Below are 14,582 nucleotides of genomic sequence, written 5' to 3'. Positions count from 1 at the left end.
CTCAGTGGAGAATGGGATCAGGCAGGGATCAGGCGCTTCAGGTCATGCAGGCAAGCGCGGTCTATCCTACTCCGGAACCGTGCATGTCTGAGCAGGCCGGTCGTTTCTTCAGCGACCTTCGTCCCGCCCTTGTTCATTGCCTGATTGCTTCCTGCCCCGATACCCCGAGTTCACTTGCAGCGATCTTCGTCGCGGACTCTCCGGCCAGCAACGACGCCGCAATATGGTCACGCAAGCATGTTATCCACGTCGCAATTTTCGCGTCCAGATATTCGCGCGACGCATAGAGTGCATAGACGGTTGAACTCTGCATCGAGTAGGTGGGCATCACCCGCACCAGTTCGCCGCTCCTGAGAAACGAAAGCGCCGTAAGCAACGGCAGCGGCGCAATGCCCATCCCTTCGCGCAGTGCGATTGCCAGCGCTTCCGCCGAACTGACACGCAACTTCGCCTGCGGCACGTCGAACACCTCGGTCCCTTGCGCCGCGCTAAAAATCCACTTGTCCGCAGCAAAGAACGAGGTCAGCAGTTGCAGGCAACGATGCTTTTGCAGATCGGCAACGGTTTCCGGTGAACCGGCGCTAGCCAGATAAGATGGCGCCGCACACAGCACCGTAGGTACGCTGCATAGCTTGGCCGCGACCATCGCCGAGTCGGGTAACGGCGAGTGTGTTACGTGCATCGATACGTCGAACCCGCCGTCCACAATGTCCGGCGCATGCTGGGAAAGCGTGAGGTCGACACGCACGTCCGGATACTTCTCGCAATACTTCGCGAGCGCCGGAATCACGTAGTACTGGCCGAAAGAGGACGGTGCGTGAAGGCGCAACACACCTCTCGGCAACGCCTTCGCATTGGCCGCCTGCGCCTCGGCTATATCGACCCGATCCAGGATCTCGCGGCACTGCTCAAGATAGCGGGCGCCCGCTTCGGTCAACGCAACCCGTCGCGTGGACCGGTTGAGCAAGCGGCTGCGCAGATGCAGCTCCAGGTCAGAGACTGCTCGCGATGCCTGCGCGGTCGTGCTGCCCAGGAGCTGGGCGGCAGCGGTAAAACTGCCGGTATCCGCAACCGCTACGTACACCCGCATTTTGCCAAGCTTGTCCATCATTCATCCGGTTATCAGGCCAGCGGCTCGGCGTTGTCGCACAGCCGGTCGTGCAGGTTGCGCAACATCTTCTCCTCGGCCCTGGTAAAACATTTCACCGCGACGGCCTCGTAGTGCTTGGCCAAGGGCACGTTTTTCCGCGTGCTTCAACCTTCTTCCACTGCGACAAATATCGATTGATTTGTCAAGTATAGCCCGGCTCTCATCCTGCCGCGAATCTCACGAAAATCTTCTTCGATACCGGAAAGTACCGGAAAGCGCGGCTAGGGTATTCCCGAATTATTATTTGATACATCAAATATATACTTCACGCCTATTATTTGATTTTTCATCTAATGTGCTCCGCAATGTGACTGCATCGAAGCCGTGTCGATATTTTAGACTCCTCACAAACGCCTCCTTTCCCCGTTCGCCGCCCTCCAGCCATGAAAGATAAAATTGCGTTAGAAGAACATTTCGCCATCGATCTCACTATTGGTGACTCCCAAGTCTATGCGCGCCCCGAGATGTGGACGCACCTCAAGCAAAACCTTCTGGATTTCGAACATCAGCGGCTCGAGCAGATGGACGAATGGGGCACGGCGTTGTCGATCCTGTCGCTCAACTCGCCCGCCGTCCAGGCTATCCCCGATCCGCAAACGGCAGTCCAGGTCGCCAAGCGCGCCAACGACATTCTCGCTGAGCAGATCCAGCGTCATCCCACACGCTTTGGCGGTTTCGCCGCGTTGCCGATGCAGGACCCCGAAGCCGCCGCACGCGAACTGGAGCGCTGCGTGACGCAACTTGGTTTCCACGGTTTCCTGGTGAATGGTTTTTCCCAGGTCGGTGATGAGCACACCGTTGCTTACTACGATGCCCCCCGGTTCGCCGATTTCTGGAGTCACGCGGCGGCTCTTGGCAAGCCTTTTTATATGCATCCGCGCGATCCGCTGCCGAGCCGCGAACCTATCTACGACGGCAGTCCCTGGCTCACAGGACCGACCTGGGCATTCGCTGCGGAGACGAGCGTGCATGCGCTGCGCCTGATGTCGAGCGGCCTGTTCGACCGGCATCCCGCATTGCAGATGATCCTCGGCCACTTCGGAGAGGGCATTCCCTTCAACGTCTGGCGCATCGATCACATTCTGCGCAAGGGCCGTCGCGGCATGCCATGCGAGCGTGAGATCGGCGACTACCTCCGCGAGAACGTCTACATCACCACCAGTGGCAATTTCCGCACGCCGACGCTGCTGTCGACCCTGCTCGAAGTGGGTAGCGACCGCATCATGTATTCGGTCGATTACCCATTCGAAAAGCATGAACACGCCGCACGATGGTTCGACAACTGCGAGATCAGCGAGAACGATCGCCGCAAGATTGGGCGCGGCAATGCGCAACGGCTCTTCGGCCTGAAGTAGAAAACAATGCAGCAGAGGTCCGGAGCCACGATGAACACACAATCGGCTGCACTATCCGATCACAGCAGTAGCACGCCAGCGGTCAAGACAAGCGAGATAATCGATATTGCCGCCCTTATCGACAGCCATCCCCTCAGCCGCTTCCAGAAATGGGTGATGGTGCTCGTGGGCTTCTCGGTCGTGATGGATGGCTTTGACGTTCAGGCGATGGGCTTCGTCGCACCGTCGATCATTCGCGAATGGGGCGTTTCCCGCGCGGCGATGGGGCCGGTTTTCGGCACGAGCCTGATCGGCATGATGCTTGGGTCGCTGATCCTGGGTCCGGTCGCTGACCGGATTGGACGGCGGCCGGTGTTGATCGGCGCAACACTTTTTCTTTCCATCTGCATGTTCGGGACTTCGTTCGCCTCGACGCTGCAACAACTCCTGGTGTTACGTTTTATCACCGGCCTGGGGCTTGGCGGCATCATGGGCAACGCGATTGCGCTAGTCAGTGAATACAGCCCGACCCGTAAACGGGCAACACTGATGATGTGGGTCTCGTGCGGCTTCACGGGCGGCGCAGTACTCGGTGGCATAGCATCGGCGGCGCTGATCCCGGCGGCAGGATGGCGGTCCGTGTTCCTGTTTGGCGGCGCCGTTCCCCTTGCCATTGCGATAGCGATGCTCGCCTACCTGCCGGAATCGATGCAGTTCCTCGTACTGCGCCAGCGCGGTCTCGCTCGCGTGAGTCACTGGCTTGGCAAGATCGCTCCACTCGTCGAAAGCGCTGCGCCGCATCGTTATCTCGTGCGCGAGCAAGCGCCGGCAGGCATGCCGGTCAGTGCGCTATTCGCATCCGGACGCGCGCGCGTGACCCTGCTCCTGTGGGCCGTGAACTTCATGAACCTGCTGAACCTGTTCTTCCTGGCGAACTGGTTGCCGACCATTGCGGCCGATGCCGGATACAGCGTGTCTCGTGCGGCGCTTGTCGGCACCACGCTTCAAGTAGGCGGGGTGATAGGAACGATCGCGATGGGTCCGCTTATCGACCGTTGGGGATTCTTCCGTATCCTGGCGCCGGGCTATCTGATCGCAGCGTTGGCAATCGCCGGGATCGGCCAGACGTCCCACGTTTCCTTCGCGCTGATGATGACGTTTGTTGCAGTCAGCGGCTTCGGCATTGTAGGTGCCCAGCCGGCGAACAATACGCTTGCGGCAACGGTTTATCCCACTGCGTTGCGCGCGACGGGAGTGGGCTGGAGCCTGGGTGTCGGTCGCGCCGGATCGATTGTCGGCCCTATAGTTGCAGGCAATCTGATGGAACTGCACTGGTCGTCGGGTCACCTTTTTATGGCGGCAGCGATACCTGCGGTGCTTTCCTGCGTGATGATTGCCGCGCTCTCGCGTGACAAGCTCTTTGCTTCAACGTCTGCCGTAACCTAACCTGAGCAAGACTTGTGTGACGCCACTATCAAGTGGCATCACGGCGAAGCGCATTAATGCTCGCGCGGTGGCACGCCATCAAAGGCATCCTGAAGCAAAGCACGGATTGCGTTGTATTCAACAGCACGCGGATTCCAATACGGGTTGGCGCTGGCAATCTCCGCCGCCCGATCAAGCTGCGCCTCGCTCATCCCGATGTCTCTAAGCGCGACCTGAGCACCATTCGCCTTTGCGAGTTCATACACACCCATCGCCGCGTTGTCGTGCCCGAGTGCGCGTGCTATCCGCTTCATTGCGTCAGGCGCGGCGCTTGCGTTGTAGGCCAGTGCGTGCGGCAGGATGATCGTGTGCGTGGACGCATGCGGCAGGTTGAAACTGCCGCCAAGCGTATGACAAAGCTTGTGATGCAAGGCCATGCCGACACTGCCCAGCACCGTCCCGCACAGCCATGCACCGTACAGCGCCTGCGACCTCGCGTGACTATCCTCCGGATGACCGACGACCACCGGCAATGCACGCGCCAGTGACGCAATACCTTCCTCCGCCATCAAACTGATTATCGGATTGGCGTCGCGCGAATAAAGCCCTTCAGCAGCGTGCGCAATGGCATTGATGCCACTCGTCAGCGCCAGTTGCGCCGGCAGCGTCAGCGTCAATTCGGGATCATAGATGACTGTCTTGGGAAGCACCCGCAAGTCGGTTCCGGTTCGCTTCAGGCCCGCTTCGGTCAAGCCGAAAATGGGCGTCATTTCACTGCCGGCGTAGGTCGTCGGAATAGCGAGTATCGGCAAGTCCGATTCGAGGGCGATTGCCTTGCCGAGGCCAATGGTCGAGCCACCACCCACCGCTATCGCACAATCCGCGTTTAATTTTTTAGCCAGTTCCCGGACTTCAACCGCAAGTTCGACAGGCACGTGCATGACGGCGCGATCGAAGATGCCGGCGGCGCGCGACCCGAGGCGTTCGGCAAGCATTTCGGCGACGTCGCGTTGTTGAGGCGAACACAGGATCAGTGCGCGCTCGGCGTTCAGGTTCAGCACTTCACGTTCAAGATGCTGCAGGCTGCCTGCGCCAAACACTACTCGCGCTGCCCGCGCCGAATAGACGAAGTCAAATTCCTGCATTGATGGTCTCCGCCGTTGACTGTGAAACCGGCGTCAAAGCTTCGACCGGATAATCGACTTGAAACCGTGCGGTCCGGATATCGGTAAGCTGCTGCCTCACGCGCAGATGCTCCGGATGACTGGCATAGGCATCAAGCGCGTGCTGCGATTCGAAATCGGTCACTAGGACAACGTCGCAGGCATAGTCCACAGCGCTCGAATCCATGCCGACTTCCAGATGGATCAAGCCGGGGATACGTCCCCGCAGCCCTTCGAAGCTGCGCTTGACAAGCTGACGCGAGGCGAGGTTTGCCTCCGGCGTTTCCCCACTCACGCGCCACATGACGATATGCCGGATCATGCCGCCACCCCTTGGCGGTTAAGGACAAAGTCGTACTCGAGCGTATAAAACGGCGTGCCGATGACGGTGCCGTCCGGCGCGATACCCGGTTCATGCCTCACCCATTCCACGACCAGATTCGAGCGCACGCCAAACACCGCATCCGAATCCAGGTACTGATCACCGTCCCGGAATACGTGGGTTATCAACGTGTCGTAACCGGGCGCCTTGATCCAGAAATGCAGATGAGCGGGCCGCCACGGATGTCGCCCCAGCGCGTCGAGCATTTTTCCGACCGGGCCATCGTGCGGGATCGGATAGGCCTCGGCGAGAATCGACCGGAAATGAAAGCGTCCGTCGGCTTGCGTGCGTAACTTGCCTCGCGCGCTATGAACCATGTCGCCGACGTTTTCAGTCGTTTTCTGCACGTCGTAAAAGCCGTCTTCGTCGGACTGCCAGACGTCGATCGACGCATCGGCAACGGGCTCGCCGTTCACGCCGCGAACCTGACCCTGCACGAAACACGGCGCGCCCAACGCGCCATTCGATACATCGTCGCCGTTCTGATACTCCGGCGCGCCGTCTACAAAGAAGGGGCCCAGTACGGTTGCCTCGGTGCACGCCGCAGGTTTCCTGTTGTTCTGCGTGGTGACCAGCATGGAGAGTCCCAGCGTGTCGGACAGCAGGACGAACTCCTGGCGTTTATCGTCGGTGATATGACCCACGTCCGTCAGGAACTTGATGGCCGTGAACCACTCGTCCTCGGTGAGCTTCACATCGCGTGCAAATGCGTGCAGATGCTGCACGAGGCTCGTCATGACGGTATGAAGGCGTGGGTTGCCGCATCCATCCATTGAGGCAAGGACAGCCTGCGTGATGGTGTCTTCGTCGATATTGCGCATTGTGGGTGTCTCCTTTTATGGCCGCTGCCAGTGATGATCAGCGAGTCTGATTGCGTCGATATTAGTCCTTGGTTCGCTGGAATAAAACGAGCTATAGTGAAATGATATTTCCACCAGGCGGAAAAATCCCTTATGGACCGCTTCACCCAGATCGAATTTTTTGTCCTGACGGCGGAGACCGGCAGTCTTTCCAAAGCGGCGGAGAAGCTGAACATGTCGAACGCCGCGGCCAGCCGGACGTTGAATGCGCTGGAAGAGCGGCTGGGCGCAAGGCTGGTTGAGCGAACCACGCGCCGGCTCTGGCTGACTGACGCCGGGCGCGATTATCATCGGCGCTGCAGCACCATTCTGGCCGAGATGGCCGAGGCCGATTCTGCTGCGGGCGACGCCGCGCTGAACCCGCGCGGCACGTTGCGCGTCACGAGTTCCGTCTCGTTCGCAATGATGCATATTGCGCCGTGGCTGCCCGAGTTCAGCCTGCAGTATCCGGAATTATCAGTGCAGATCGTGGCGGCCAACCGGTATCCGGATTTCATCGAAGCGGGTATCGACGTGGCCATTCGCACGCGTGAGTACGAGGGCGATTCCGGCATCACGGTGAGGCGTCTGGCCGAGACGCGGCGGGTACTGGCAGCCTCGCCCGGCTATCTGGCGAGGCATGGGCGTCCCAAGACACCCGAGGACCTTGCGGGCCACCGCATGCTTGTCTATAACCTTGCGCTGGACCCTTACGTGCTGCATCTCACGCGGGGAGAAGAAAGCCGCGACATCGCCATTACAAGCGCGCTTGATTCGAACGAAGGACAGGTCATTTGTGCAGCGGGATATGCGGGCATGGGCATCGTCATTCAGCCGCTATACATTGTTCACGACGACATTGTTTCCGGCCGTCTGGTGCCCGTTCTCAAAGACTGGCAACTACCCCGCCTCACCATCAATATCGCTTACCAGAGCAGGCGCCATCAGCCCGCCAAGATTCGCGTCTTCACCCAGGCGCTGATCGACCGTGTCGGGCAACTCGATCTTGCAAGGAAGTGGAGCGCACTGCCCCCGTGAGCGACCGGAACGCTCCCTTGCCGCGCTTGGGCCTTGAAAAACTCAGGCGCCGATCATCTGTCTGGCGGCGCTCTCAGCCATCACCAATGCAGCGTCAGCATCGCGCATCGGGCGGCCACAGCCGCGCCCCGTCACTCGCTCGATCGTCTTGGCGTCACGAACCGTCGTCACGCGGATAGCGCCTTTGAACATCTGGCCGGGAGAAGGAAGGACACAAGCCTCAACGGTCATGTTGCCCTTGGTTTGTTTGAAAGCCATCACATCCTCTATAAATTGGTGCGCTCCGGTTCAAGGAGTTCGCATTAAAATTCAATCGACCAATACTTGGTAGTGCTCTTTATCTGTCACACGGCCGGGAAACGGCCAGGTATGCTTGCAACATCAGCGTAAGCAACGCTCAGTGAGCCGTGCCGTTGATGGCCAGTCCCGCCGGGCGCGCTTCAAAACGGCATTGAAGATGCTTGGGGTAGTGCACGTCGATCTCGCGTACCAGACGGTCGATTTCATGCCTGAGTTCATCGGCTCGCACAACGCCCAGCAGATACCCCGCCTTTACCAGACCTTCACCGAATTTCTCGACCATCAGCGCAGCCAGCGCCGGCGTTTCCGCGCCACGTATCACGTCCTGCGCGCGGTTTCTTGCGTATCGTTGAATTTCTTCGATCAAAGCCCGAACGTCGTCGGTCATGGTACTCCCGCTTTTTATAGTGTCGATCTTCCGAAAACCGTACCGTCTTCGGATCGCTTGGTATTGTTGATCTTCCCCGGTAATTGCCGTGTCGAAAGAACGCTTCTCGCCATAAAGGTTCTGTAAAAACGACGGGCGGCAAAACGTGCCTTGTTTCCGACGCCTCAAGTCTGCGCGCCAGCCCCCTGGCGACGCTGCAAAGGTAACGCCCTGCCGGTTTGCCCAGGACCTCCCTGAACATCCACTTGCATTGGCAGTCAGGTCCGGCTATCTTAAAATTCATCGGCCTGAAAAACGAATCCTCGTCCAACCATAATGAATAAGAGGTGTGCCGGTGACCGGCAGCGGGTTCCGATCGATAAACGCAAGCCGTGCTTTCGGAGTGTCCTATGCATTTCACCAGCACATTCGGCCTGGCATTGGTCACGGCGCTTGTCGCAACACATGCACATGCGCAGTCTGGAACGATCCAGTTTTCCGGTGCTATCGTCGACCCGGGCTGTTCGCTGACCACAGGGGACGTACCCACTGGCGCCGCGCCGCGCTCCAGCAGCACTGCCCATTTGATTATCAATTGCGCGCGGCCTGCGAGTTTCAATGCCGCGCTCGTCGATCTTCAAGGAATCCCTATCCAGCGACTACCTTCGCACGGGTACGGCTATGGCGTGACGACGGTCCGTCTCCCGGATACGAACGGCTCCAAGACCATGATGGTTATCGTCAGCTACATGTAGGCAAAAAGTAACGCCGCCGCATGAACCGCGAAGCTGCGTGACAGCGTAGTGTGTGTCTGCACGCGACAATGATGGTGTCCGCGGCAGTGCCGCCAGTCGGCATGGCGGCTTGGATTGCAAGAGCGCCGGACATTAAGCATTTGAGGTTGAACGAAGCCGGCGGTACGTAGCGCCTCGCAGTTTTACAAGCTTGCCGAGCCCTGTAAAAGGCGGCAGGCTTCTTACAGGAACTGAAGCAAAATTGTTTCTGCTCCCTACTTCGCGCAACTCAAGCGTTTCGGGCTACTGATAGGTCATCAAGAAGGTGAGGACGCCATTCGCCGTTCCCGCCGTGACTGCCGTGCCGGTCTGGTAATACGCTGCCGTCAATGGAATGGTGTATGAGCCACCAGTCGAAGTAACATAACTGCTCAGCGTGTATGGTGTGTCGTACTTCAACGCATTGCCGGAGTTGTCCTTCAGTTGCAGCCCGATACCTGTTGCAGTGGAATCGCTCGACAGCGCGATCACGCCGTTGGTCACATTGACCACACCGCCAGGTGCATCGAACGAGTATTGAATCTTGGTCATGCCCGCCGGGCAGTTGTTGACCGCCACGTTGAAACCGACCGGGTTGGACGATGAACCCGCCCCCTTGAAGGTAGCGGCCGGGTACGAACCCATCGATACCGTCACGTTTGGCGTCGTGCAGGACAGGACGGTGACGGCTGTCGAAGTGACGGTGAACGATTGATACATGCCAGACTGCATCGTTGGAGCTATGAATGAACCAGCCTGGAACAGAACTCCCCCGGTCACTGTTCCTGCCGTAATGGACCCTGTTTTTACCAGTGCTACCGATGCCTGCCCACCATTCGTCCTGACGCCATTTGCGCTGCAGTTGGTCCCAACCCACGGCGCCGGAGGAGGGCTGCCAGCTCCAGGAACGGAGCCGGGAGTACCGAGATCCTGCCAGGGCTGCCAACTGCAGCCGTTGGCGTAGGTCCTTACCTGGATCGCTATACCGACGCCGGGAAGATTGGTGTTGAACACGGTTGTGCTGACTCCGTTATTCGAAACCTTCACGCCGGACGGCATCAGCGACAGGGGCTGGAACTCGGCTCCCGTCGCAGTGCTGGCGCTCACGATGCAGTTGTAGTAGTTCGTGACAGCGGGGGAACTGACCCAGCTGCTGAGTAGCGTTCCGGCCACGGCATCACGCGGCACGCTCGCGAATGCCGGCATGGAAATGGTGGTGATGTTCGCAGTCCCCGTACAGACTGCCGATGCCCACGCGTGGCCCGGCAGGAGCTGCATGACGATTGCCCCGAACGTACCGAGTAGACACCGCAAAGCCGCCCGCCGAATCAATAGCTCAAACCAACACATATTCATCACCTTCGTTTTTACGTGCCAACACCCTGTGGGGAGCATCAATCAAATTACATCCATGCCAGCCCAGGCCATGACAAACACTCCAGTCAGCTCCCGCACACCGAGTCCACCACCGTCCACGTGACGGCTTTGCTGTCGGGCACCGTTGGCAGCGCGTAAGACAGCTTGCACTGCTGATTCCCACCCTCACCCCATTTCACGCTGAACTCGCCGGTATCGCCCTTGATGCCGTGGAGAACGATACGGCCTGCCTGCGCGACGGTGCCGACTTCCTGCCCGGACGCGTCTGTCACCCGGGCGCCGAAGGGTATCGGCGCACCATCGGCTGTCTTCGCCCGCATGATCACGGGACGCCCGCCACCCTCGGTGTCGAACTTGAGCCGCACGACCGCGCCCGCCGTCGGCGCAGTGTGTTGCGCGCTCTCCTTCAACTCCACGCTCATCGGCAGACCCTTCGGGTCGATTTCGATTTCGTTGTCCGAGAACGGCGTGAGGTTCGAGACAATCGCGTGCCCCCACGGATCGATGCGCAAGCCGCTGGCGTTTGCCACGCGCGCGCCGCCCGCGTCCTTCGCCTCGACAATCGCGATGGTGCTGCCCATGGTCGGCGAGAACGCGACCCCGCCGCCGTACGCGACAATGCCGCCCGACAGGCCGGCGCCATATTGCGTATTACTGGTGGCCGTCGACGCGTTAGCCGTTACCGTTGCCACCGGCGATACGTACGCGACGTTGCCGCCCACACCGGTCGAGGAGCGTGTCGCGCCGCCGCCGCTGGTGCTGGCGTTCAGCCCATAGGTGAACGCGTTGTCGACCCCCAGCGCTCCGGTCAGCGACTCCAGCACGGTCGTAGAGCCGCTGGAATTGTGCTGCAGGTTCGTCGACGAATACGGCGAGTGAGCACCGATACCCAACGGGATGCTGACATTCAGCATGCAGAGGTTGTCCCATTTCTCCGTCGTCAGGTCGAGTTGGCGCGATACCGAAACGCCATAGGTGATCCGCCTGAAGCTGTTGTTGTAGCCGGCCTGGAATTGTGTGGTGCGGCCACTGGTATTCCAGTAGTCCTGCGTTGAACCGGACAGATAGAACGAACCGTACCCGCTCGGCAGAGTCTGGTTGAGCGTTACCTGCAACTGGCTGCGCTGCACGCTGTTCAACATGAACTTGTTCATGCCGCGCGCGCTCAGGTCGCGCATCTGCATTGCGTCGGCAAGACCCAGATAGCCGCTGCTCGAATAGCGGTACGCAGCGAGCGTCACGTTGGTGTCCGTCGGCTCGATCAGCTTGCTGTATGCAAGCCGCACGCTTTGGCCGCTGCGGCTGGACTGCCCGGTCAGGTTCGTATTGGCCTGCGTCACGTCAAGAGCGAACGCGCCGAACCCAGTGGTCAGGGCTGCGCCCACCAATGCAGCCACGTAGCCATCGGTGGCGACGACCCCGCCGTAGCCGGTGACCGTATTCGTGAAGCCGTGCTGGACGGTGCCCTGAAACAGCATCGGAGTGCTATGCACCAACTGGCTGCGGTACTGCCCTGCGGTGACGCCATAGCGCGTGACTCCCGGTCGCAGCGCATTCACCGCCGATGCGTAAGGCACCTGGGAGACGTGCTTGCTGCCGTCGGCTTCGGTGACGGTGACATCGAGGTTGCCACCGTAACCTGTGGGATACAGGTCGGTGATGACGAACGGCCCCGGGGCCACGTTGGTCTCGTAAATGATGTTGCCGTTCTGGCTGACCTGGACCAGCGCATTGCTGTTCGCAATGCCGTGAACCGTCGGCGCATAGCCGCGCTGGGACTGCGGATACATCATGTCGTCCGTGGCAAGCTGCAGGCCGCGAAAACCGTAGCTATCGAATACCGAGCCGTCGGTAAAGCCGTCGCCGATTGTCAGTTGGCTCTTGAGCGGCACAATCGAGCGCTGCAGTTCGGTTTGCACATCCTGATAGTGCGTGCCTGCACCGGTACTGGATGTGAGATTACCGTTGTGACGGAAGCGCCATGGGCCGACATTCACCCCGGCGGTCACTCCGGCGTAAGCTTGCGTCGAGGACACTCCTTGCGCCTGCGCCTGATAGACGTTCGCGTTGTACTGCAGCAGCGCGGCAGGAACGCCTTCGTCCCAGTATCGCGGATCGACATAGCCGCGCGGCTGGCGATTCATTGCGGCCTGCGGCACGCTGATGTCCATGCGCTGTTCGCCGTTATCGAATGAAGCGGTCGCGTCCGGCACGAGTTCAGGCAACGGCACACAGGCGCCGGCTGAATCGCCGGCGGCGCCCTGCGTGATCTCTGCAGTAGCCTGCGGCGAGAGCTTCGCCAGGTCAACGCCGATACGTTCGAGCAGCGCGCGATTAAAGCATGGCTGCACATTGTTGACGTCGGAGCCGATCTGTTTGAGCGTCACCTCCGCACGACCGAGCCAAGCCTGGTTGATGTACAGATCGACTCGATAGGCGCCAGGGGCAGCCAGGTTGCCTTTGTCGAAGCGGCTTATGTCGACATGAGCCTCGCCTGGACGCTGCAGGAACTGATCGTTGAACTCGACTTGTGCTGCCTGGGTGACAGTACCGGTGCCGGCCGCAAATGCGTTGCTGCCCGTGAACAGCAGCAGCACAACGGCGCTGCAGGGGCGTAGACGAGCAGACAGGTAAGCGCGATTCTCTCTTTGCATGTCAGCAGCACCGTCGAATGTTTGGACAAGCCGCACCCTTGCGACGAGACGCGGTCCACGCGTTCGTCTTTCGGAGCGATTAACCAGGGGCAGGCGTGCTCATGCACGGCCTTGCGTGCCAAGGGCACAGGATCATTTGGTTGATTCGGCAGTGCCTTGCATCAACGTTGCGTCGCCATCGACCGGACCGCCGAAGTCGTTCAACGCGCGATAAATCACCTTGGCACCAGCTGCTCCCGTCACATCCTTGTTCAGTGGGAAGACCTTGGTTTCGCCCGGTTCGACCATGCCGCCATCGTCGAACGTAGCCGTCTTGCCACCGGCGCTGACCTCTATTGCCGTGAACGACACGTGGAATGGCGTTGGATTACGCGCCTCGATTGCCGGCTGGTTGCCGGCCCGTGCCAGGCGCCAGCTGATCTGCGCGGGCGCTTCTTCTGCCAGGCCCTTGAGGCCGGCAGGACGGAAAAACAGTTTGATTCGTGAACGGAACGCCAACTGGAGCTTGTTGACATCTGCTTCGTCCGGGGCCGCCTTGGGTGGTACTTCCAGCACATTGAGCCAGAACACCGATTCCCTGTCCTGAGGTAATGCCTCCCCGGTGTAGACCACACGCAACGTTTGCCCTTTGGCCGGGTCGATACGTGAGATGGGCGGCATCACGACGAATGGCACGTCGATCGCGGACGGTGCGGTATTTGCGTCGCCCGAGTCAATCCATACCTGCACCAACGCCGGGGACTTGCCTTCGTTTGACAGCTTGATTGTCTCTTCGTGGTCCCGGGCGTTGTAGACCAGACGCGTGCCCGCGATAACGACCGATGCCTGCGCACGAATCGCCCCGGCCAATCCCAACGTCACGCACGCCGCAGCAACGACGGACCCGAATGATTGTTTAATGCTCATGGCGATCCACCGGAATGGCTTAGATAGTTAGTATGGCGAAGCAGTCAGATGCCTGCTTCGCCCTACGAAAGGTAACGCTGACTGTTTGATATCCGCCCTTACTGTCTGAAGATCACTGATACGCCATTGTGTACATGACGCTCGAGTTAGCTGCGCCGGCCGTTGCTGCGCCAGTTGCAACGTATTGCGCGTAGTAGTTCAGCGTTGCCTTGCCACTAGTGATCGCGACCGGCTTCGAATTCTGCGATGCCTCGGCCGCTCCAGCCGCGATGTTCGTTAAATCGGAGTTCAGCAGGCCGATTTCCACGTTGGTAGCGCCGCCGGCGTTCAGGATCAGGTTGCCGGTCGTGAGATCGGTCGTCGGGCCAGACTCGAAATACGTACGGACGTTGCCCGAGTTCGGCGTGCAATTTGTCAGCGCGATGCTGAACGGCGTGCGGCCGGCGGTCTGACCGGCTGTGGCAAGCGTGCTTGACGAGACCGTCGGCAGCGTGATGGTGAAGTTACTGGAGCCCGAACCGTTTCCGTTGATCGTGCAGGTCTGTGCCGTAATAGTGCCGTTGAACGTGATCGTGCCGTCAGCAGCGGCAGCGAATTGCGATGCCGTGGCGGCACCGGTGAAGATCACTGCGGAAATCAGCTTGGTTTTCATGGTGGACCCATAGAAAGAGTGGATTGAGACATGACAAGCGAAGCAGACATTCCCCTCTCATAAGCCTCGCTATGAAAAAAGTAGGCTCCAGCTACGCAAGAACCAATAAGAACATTCCTAAAAGAACATTCCTAAAATATTGACTGAGAGAATTGGAATCACCAGGGCGATTGGGCCAAAGGTTAAATTTCTATTCTTCGTGCCAGCCGAGGAGCTGAGCGA

14 protein-coding genes are annotated in these 14,582 nt (G+C 59.6%); 4 read left to right on the top strand and 10 right to left on the bottom strand.

All coding sequences use genetic code 11. From position 1 onward, the window contains the following. Nucleotides 1-133 precede the first annotated feature (133 nt). The gene (locus ACSOSP_RS26195; RefSeq protein ID WP_455313682.1) at nt 134-1,108 is read right to left on the bottom strand and encodes a LysR substrate-binding domain-containing protein; all 975 of its coding nucleotides are present in this window, start codon (nt 1,106-1,108) and stop codon (nt 134-136) included. A 425-nt stretch (nt 1,109-1,533) separates the two neighbouring features. Here ACSOSP_RS26195 and ACSOSP_RS26190 point away from each other — a divergent pair, with 425 nt between their 5' ends. Continuing rightward, complete coding sequence (locus ACSOSP_RS26190) at nt 1,534-2,505, top strand: amidohydrolase family protein (RefSeq protein ID WP_455311287.1); 972 nt, start codon at nt 1,534-1,536, stop codon at nt 2,503-2,505. 30 nt (nt 2,506-2,535) lie between these two features. After that, on the top strand, nt 2,536-3,930 hold the full coding sequence (locus ACSOSP_RS26185) for an MFS transporter (protein ID WP_455311286.1): 1,395 nt from the start codon (nt 2,536-2,538) through the stop codon (nt 3,928-3,930). Nucleotides 3,931-3,983: 53 nt separating this feature from the next. Here the strand turns inward: ACSOSP_RS26185 and ACSOSP_RS26180 are convergent, their stop codons facing one another. From ACSOSP_RS26180 to ACSOSP_RS26170, 3 genes are read right to left on the bottom strand one after another with little or no spacing between them, the layout of a single operon-like run. Beyond that, nucleotides 3,984-5,054, bottom strand: a complete 1,071-nt coding sequence (locus ACSOSP_RS26180; RefSeq protein ID WP_455311284.1) for a maleylacetate reductase — start codon at nt 5,052-5,054, stop codon at nt 3,984-3,986. After that, nucleotides 5,041-5,394, bottom strand: coding sequence for a Dabb family protein (locus ACSOSP_RS26175; protein ID WP_455311283.1), 354 nt, complete (start codon nt 5,392-5,394; stop codon nt 5,041-5,043). The genes ACSOSP_RS26180 and ACSOSP_RS26175 overlap by 14 nt, the downstream gene beginning before the upstream one ends. Beyond that, entirely contained in the window at nt 5,391-6,275 is an 885-nt protein-coding gene (locus ACSOSP_RS26170; protein WP_455311281.1) for an intradiol ring-cleavage dioxygenase, read from the bottom strand. Before ACSOSP_RS26170 ends, ACSOSP_RS26175 begins: the two co-directional genes overlap by 4 nt. Before the next feature lie 132 nt (nt 6,276-6,407). Here ACSOSP_RS26170 and ACSOSP_RS26165 point away from each other — a divergent pair, with 132 nt between their 5' ends. Then, a complete protein-coding gene (locus tag ACSOSP_RS26165) occupies nt 6,408-7,331 on the top strand; it encodes a LysR family transcriptional regulator (protein ID WP_455311279.1) in 924 nt (307 codons plus the stop codon). Nucleotides 7,332-7,373: 42 nt separating this feature from the next. On the opposite strand, the gene ACSOSP_RS26160 is transcribed toward ACSOSP_RS26165, so the two are convergent. Together ACSOSP_RS26160 and ACSOSP_RS26155 are read right to left on the bottom strand one after the other, a co-directional pair. Continuing rightward, nucleotides 7,374-7,589: a hypothetical protein gene (locus tag ACSOSP_RS26160; protein WP_455311278.1), complete on the bottom strand. Its 216-nt coding sequence runs from the start codon at nt 7,587-7,589 to the stop codon at nt 7,374-7,376. 139 nt (nt 7,590-7,728) lie between these two features. Continuing rightward, on the bottom strand, nt 7,729-8,019 hold the full coding sequence (locus tag ACSOSP_RS26155) for a hypothetical protein (RefSeq protein ID WP_455311276.1): 291 nt from the start codon (nt 8,017-8,019) through the stop codon (nt 7,729-7,731). Nucleotides 8,020-8,408: 389 nt separating this feature from the next. Here ACSOSP_RS26155 and ACSOSP_RS26150 point away from each other — a divergent pair, with 389 nt between their 5' ends. Next, nucleotides 8,409-8,753: a hypothetical protein gene (locus ACSOSP_RS26150; protein ID WP_455311275.1), complete on the top strand. Its 345-nt coding sequence runs from the start codon at nt 8,409-8,411 to the stop codon at nt 8,751-8,753. Nucleotides 8,754-9,035: 282 nt separating this feature from the next. Here ACSOSP_RS26150 and ACSOSP_RS26145 read toward each other — a convergent pair whose 3' ends face one another. The 4 genes from ACSOSP_RS26145 to ACSOSP_RS26130 form a co-directional block, all read right to left on the bottom strand. Further along, nucleotides 9,036-10,049: a fimbrial protein gene (locus tag ACSOSP_RS26145; RefSeq protein ID WP_455311274.1), complete on the bottom strand. Its 1,014-nt coding sequence runs from the start codon at nt 10,047-10,049 to the stop codon at nt 9,036-9,038. A gap of 164 nt (nt 10,050-10,213) precedes the next feature. Next, nucleotides 10,214-12,802, bottom strand: a complete 2,589-nt coding sequence (locus ACSOSP_RS26140) for a fimbria/pilus outer membrane usher protein (protein WP_455311272.1) — start codon at nt 12,800-12,802, stop codon at nt 10,214-10,216. 132 nt (nt 12,803-12,934) lie between these two features. Then, complete coding sequence (locus tag ACSOSP_RS26135; protein ID WP_455311270.1) at nt 12,935-13,708, bottom strand: fimbria/pilus periplasmic chaperone; 774 nt, start codon at nt 13,706-13,708, stop codon at nt 12,935-12,937. A 112-nt stretch (nt 13,709-13,820) separates the two neighbouring features. Next, complete coding sequence (locus tag ACSOSP_RS26130) at nt 13,821-14,360, bottom strand: fimbrial protein (RefSeq protein ID WP_455311269.1); 540 nt, start codon at nt 14,358-14,360, stop codon at nt 13,821-13,823. Nucleotides 14,361-14,582 lie beyond the last annotated feature (222 nt).

The sequence above is a fragment of the Caballeronia sp. KNU42 genome, assembly GCF_053760385.1.
Note: the sequence above shows the minus strand (reverse complement) of the source record. Positions and strands in the feature narration are given on the sequence as shown.

Bases quoted from the DNA above. Each gene is read 5' to 3' on its own strand.
- ACSOSP_RS26180 (WP_455311284.1), bottom strand. From the start codon at position 5,054: ATGCAGGAATTTGACTTCGTCTATTCGGCGCGGGCAGCGCGAGTAGTG.
- ACSOSP_RS26195 (WP_455313682.1), bottom strand. From the start codon at position 1,108: ATGGACAAGCTTGGCAAAATGCGGGTGTACGTAGCGGTTGCGGATACC.
- ACSOSP_RS26165 (WP_455311279.1), top strand. From the start codon at position 6,408: ATGGACCGCTTCACCCAGATCGAATTTTTTGTCCTGACGGCGGAGACC.
- ACSOSP_RS26130 (WP_455311269.1), bottom strand. From the start codon at position 14,360: ATGAAAACCAAGCTGATTTCCGCAGTGATCTTCACCGGTGCCGCCACG.
- ACSOSP_RS26140 (WP_455311272.1), bottom strand. From the start codon at position 12,802: ATGCAAAGAGAGAATCGCGCTTACCTGTCTGCTCGTCTACGCCCCTGC.
- ACSOSP_RS26160 (WP_455311278.1), bottom strand. From the start codon at position 7,589: ATGGCTTTCAAACAAACCAAGGGCAACATGACCGTTGAGGCTTGTGTC.
- ACSOSP_RS26185 (WP_455311286.1), top strand. From the start codon at position 2,536: ATGAACACACAATCGGCTGCACTATCCGATCACAGCAGTAGCACGCCA.
- ACSOSP_RS26150 (WP_455311275.1), top strand. From the start codon at position 8,409: ATGCATTTCACCAGCACATTCGGCCTGGCATTGGTCACGGCGCTTGTC.
- ACSOSP_RS26135 (WP_455311270.1), bottom strand. From the start codon at position 13,708: ATGAGCATTAAACAATCATTCGGGTCCGTCGTTGCTGCGGCGTGCGTG.
- ACSOSP_RS26155 (WP_455311276.1), bottom strand. From the start codon at position 8,019: ATGACCGACGACGTTCGGGCTTTGATCGAAGAAATTCAACGATACGCA.
- ACSOSP_RS26175 (WP_455311283.1), bottom strand. From the start codon at position 5,394: ATGATCCGGCATATCGTCATGTGGCGCGTGAGTGGGGAAACGCCGGAG.
- ACSOSP_RS26190 (WP_455311287.1), top strand. From the start codon at position 1,534: ATGAAAGATAAAATTGCGTTAGAAGAACATTTCGCCATCGATCTCACT.
- ACSOSP_RS26145 (WP_455311274.1), bottom strand. From the start codon at position 10,049: ATGCAGCTCCTGCCGGGCCACGCGTGGGCATCGGCAGTCTGTACGGGG.
- ACSOSP_RS26170 (WP_455311281.1), bottom strand. From the start codon at position 6,275: ATGCGCAATATCGACGAAGACACCATCACGCAGGCTGTCCTTGCCTCA.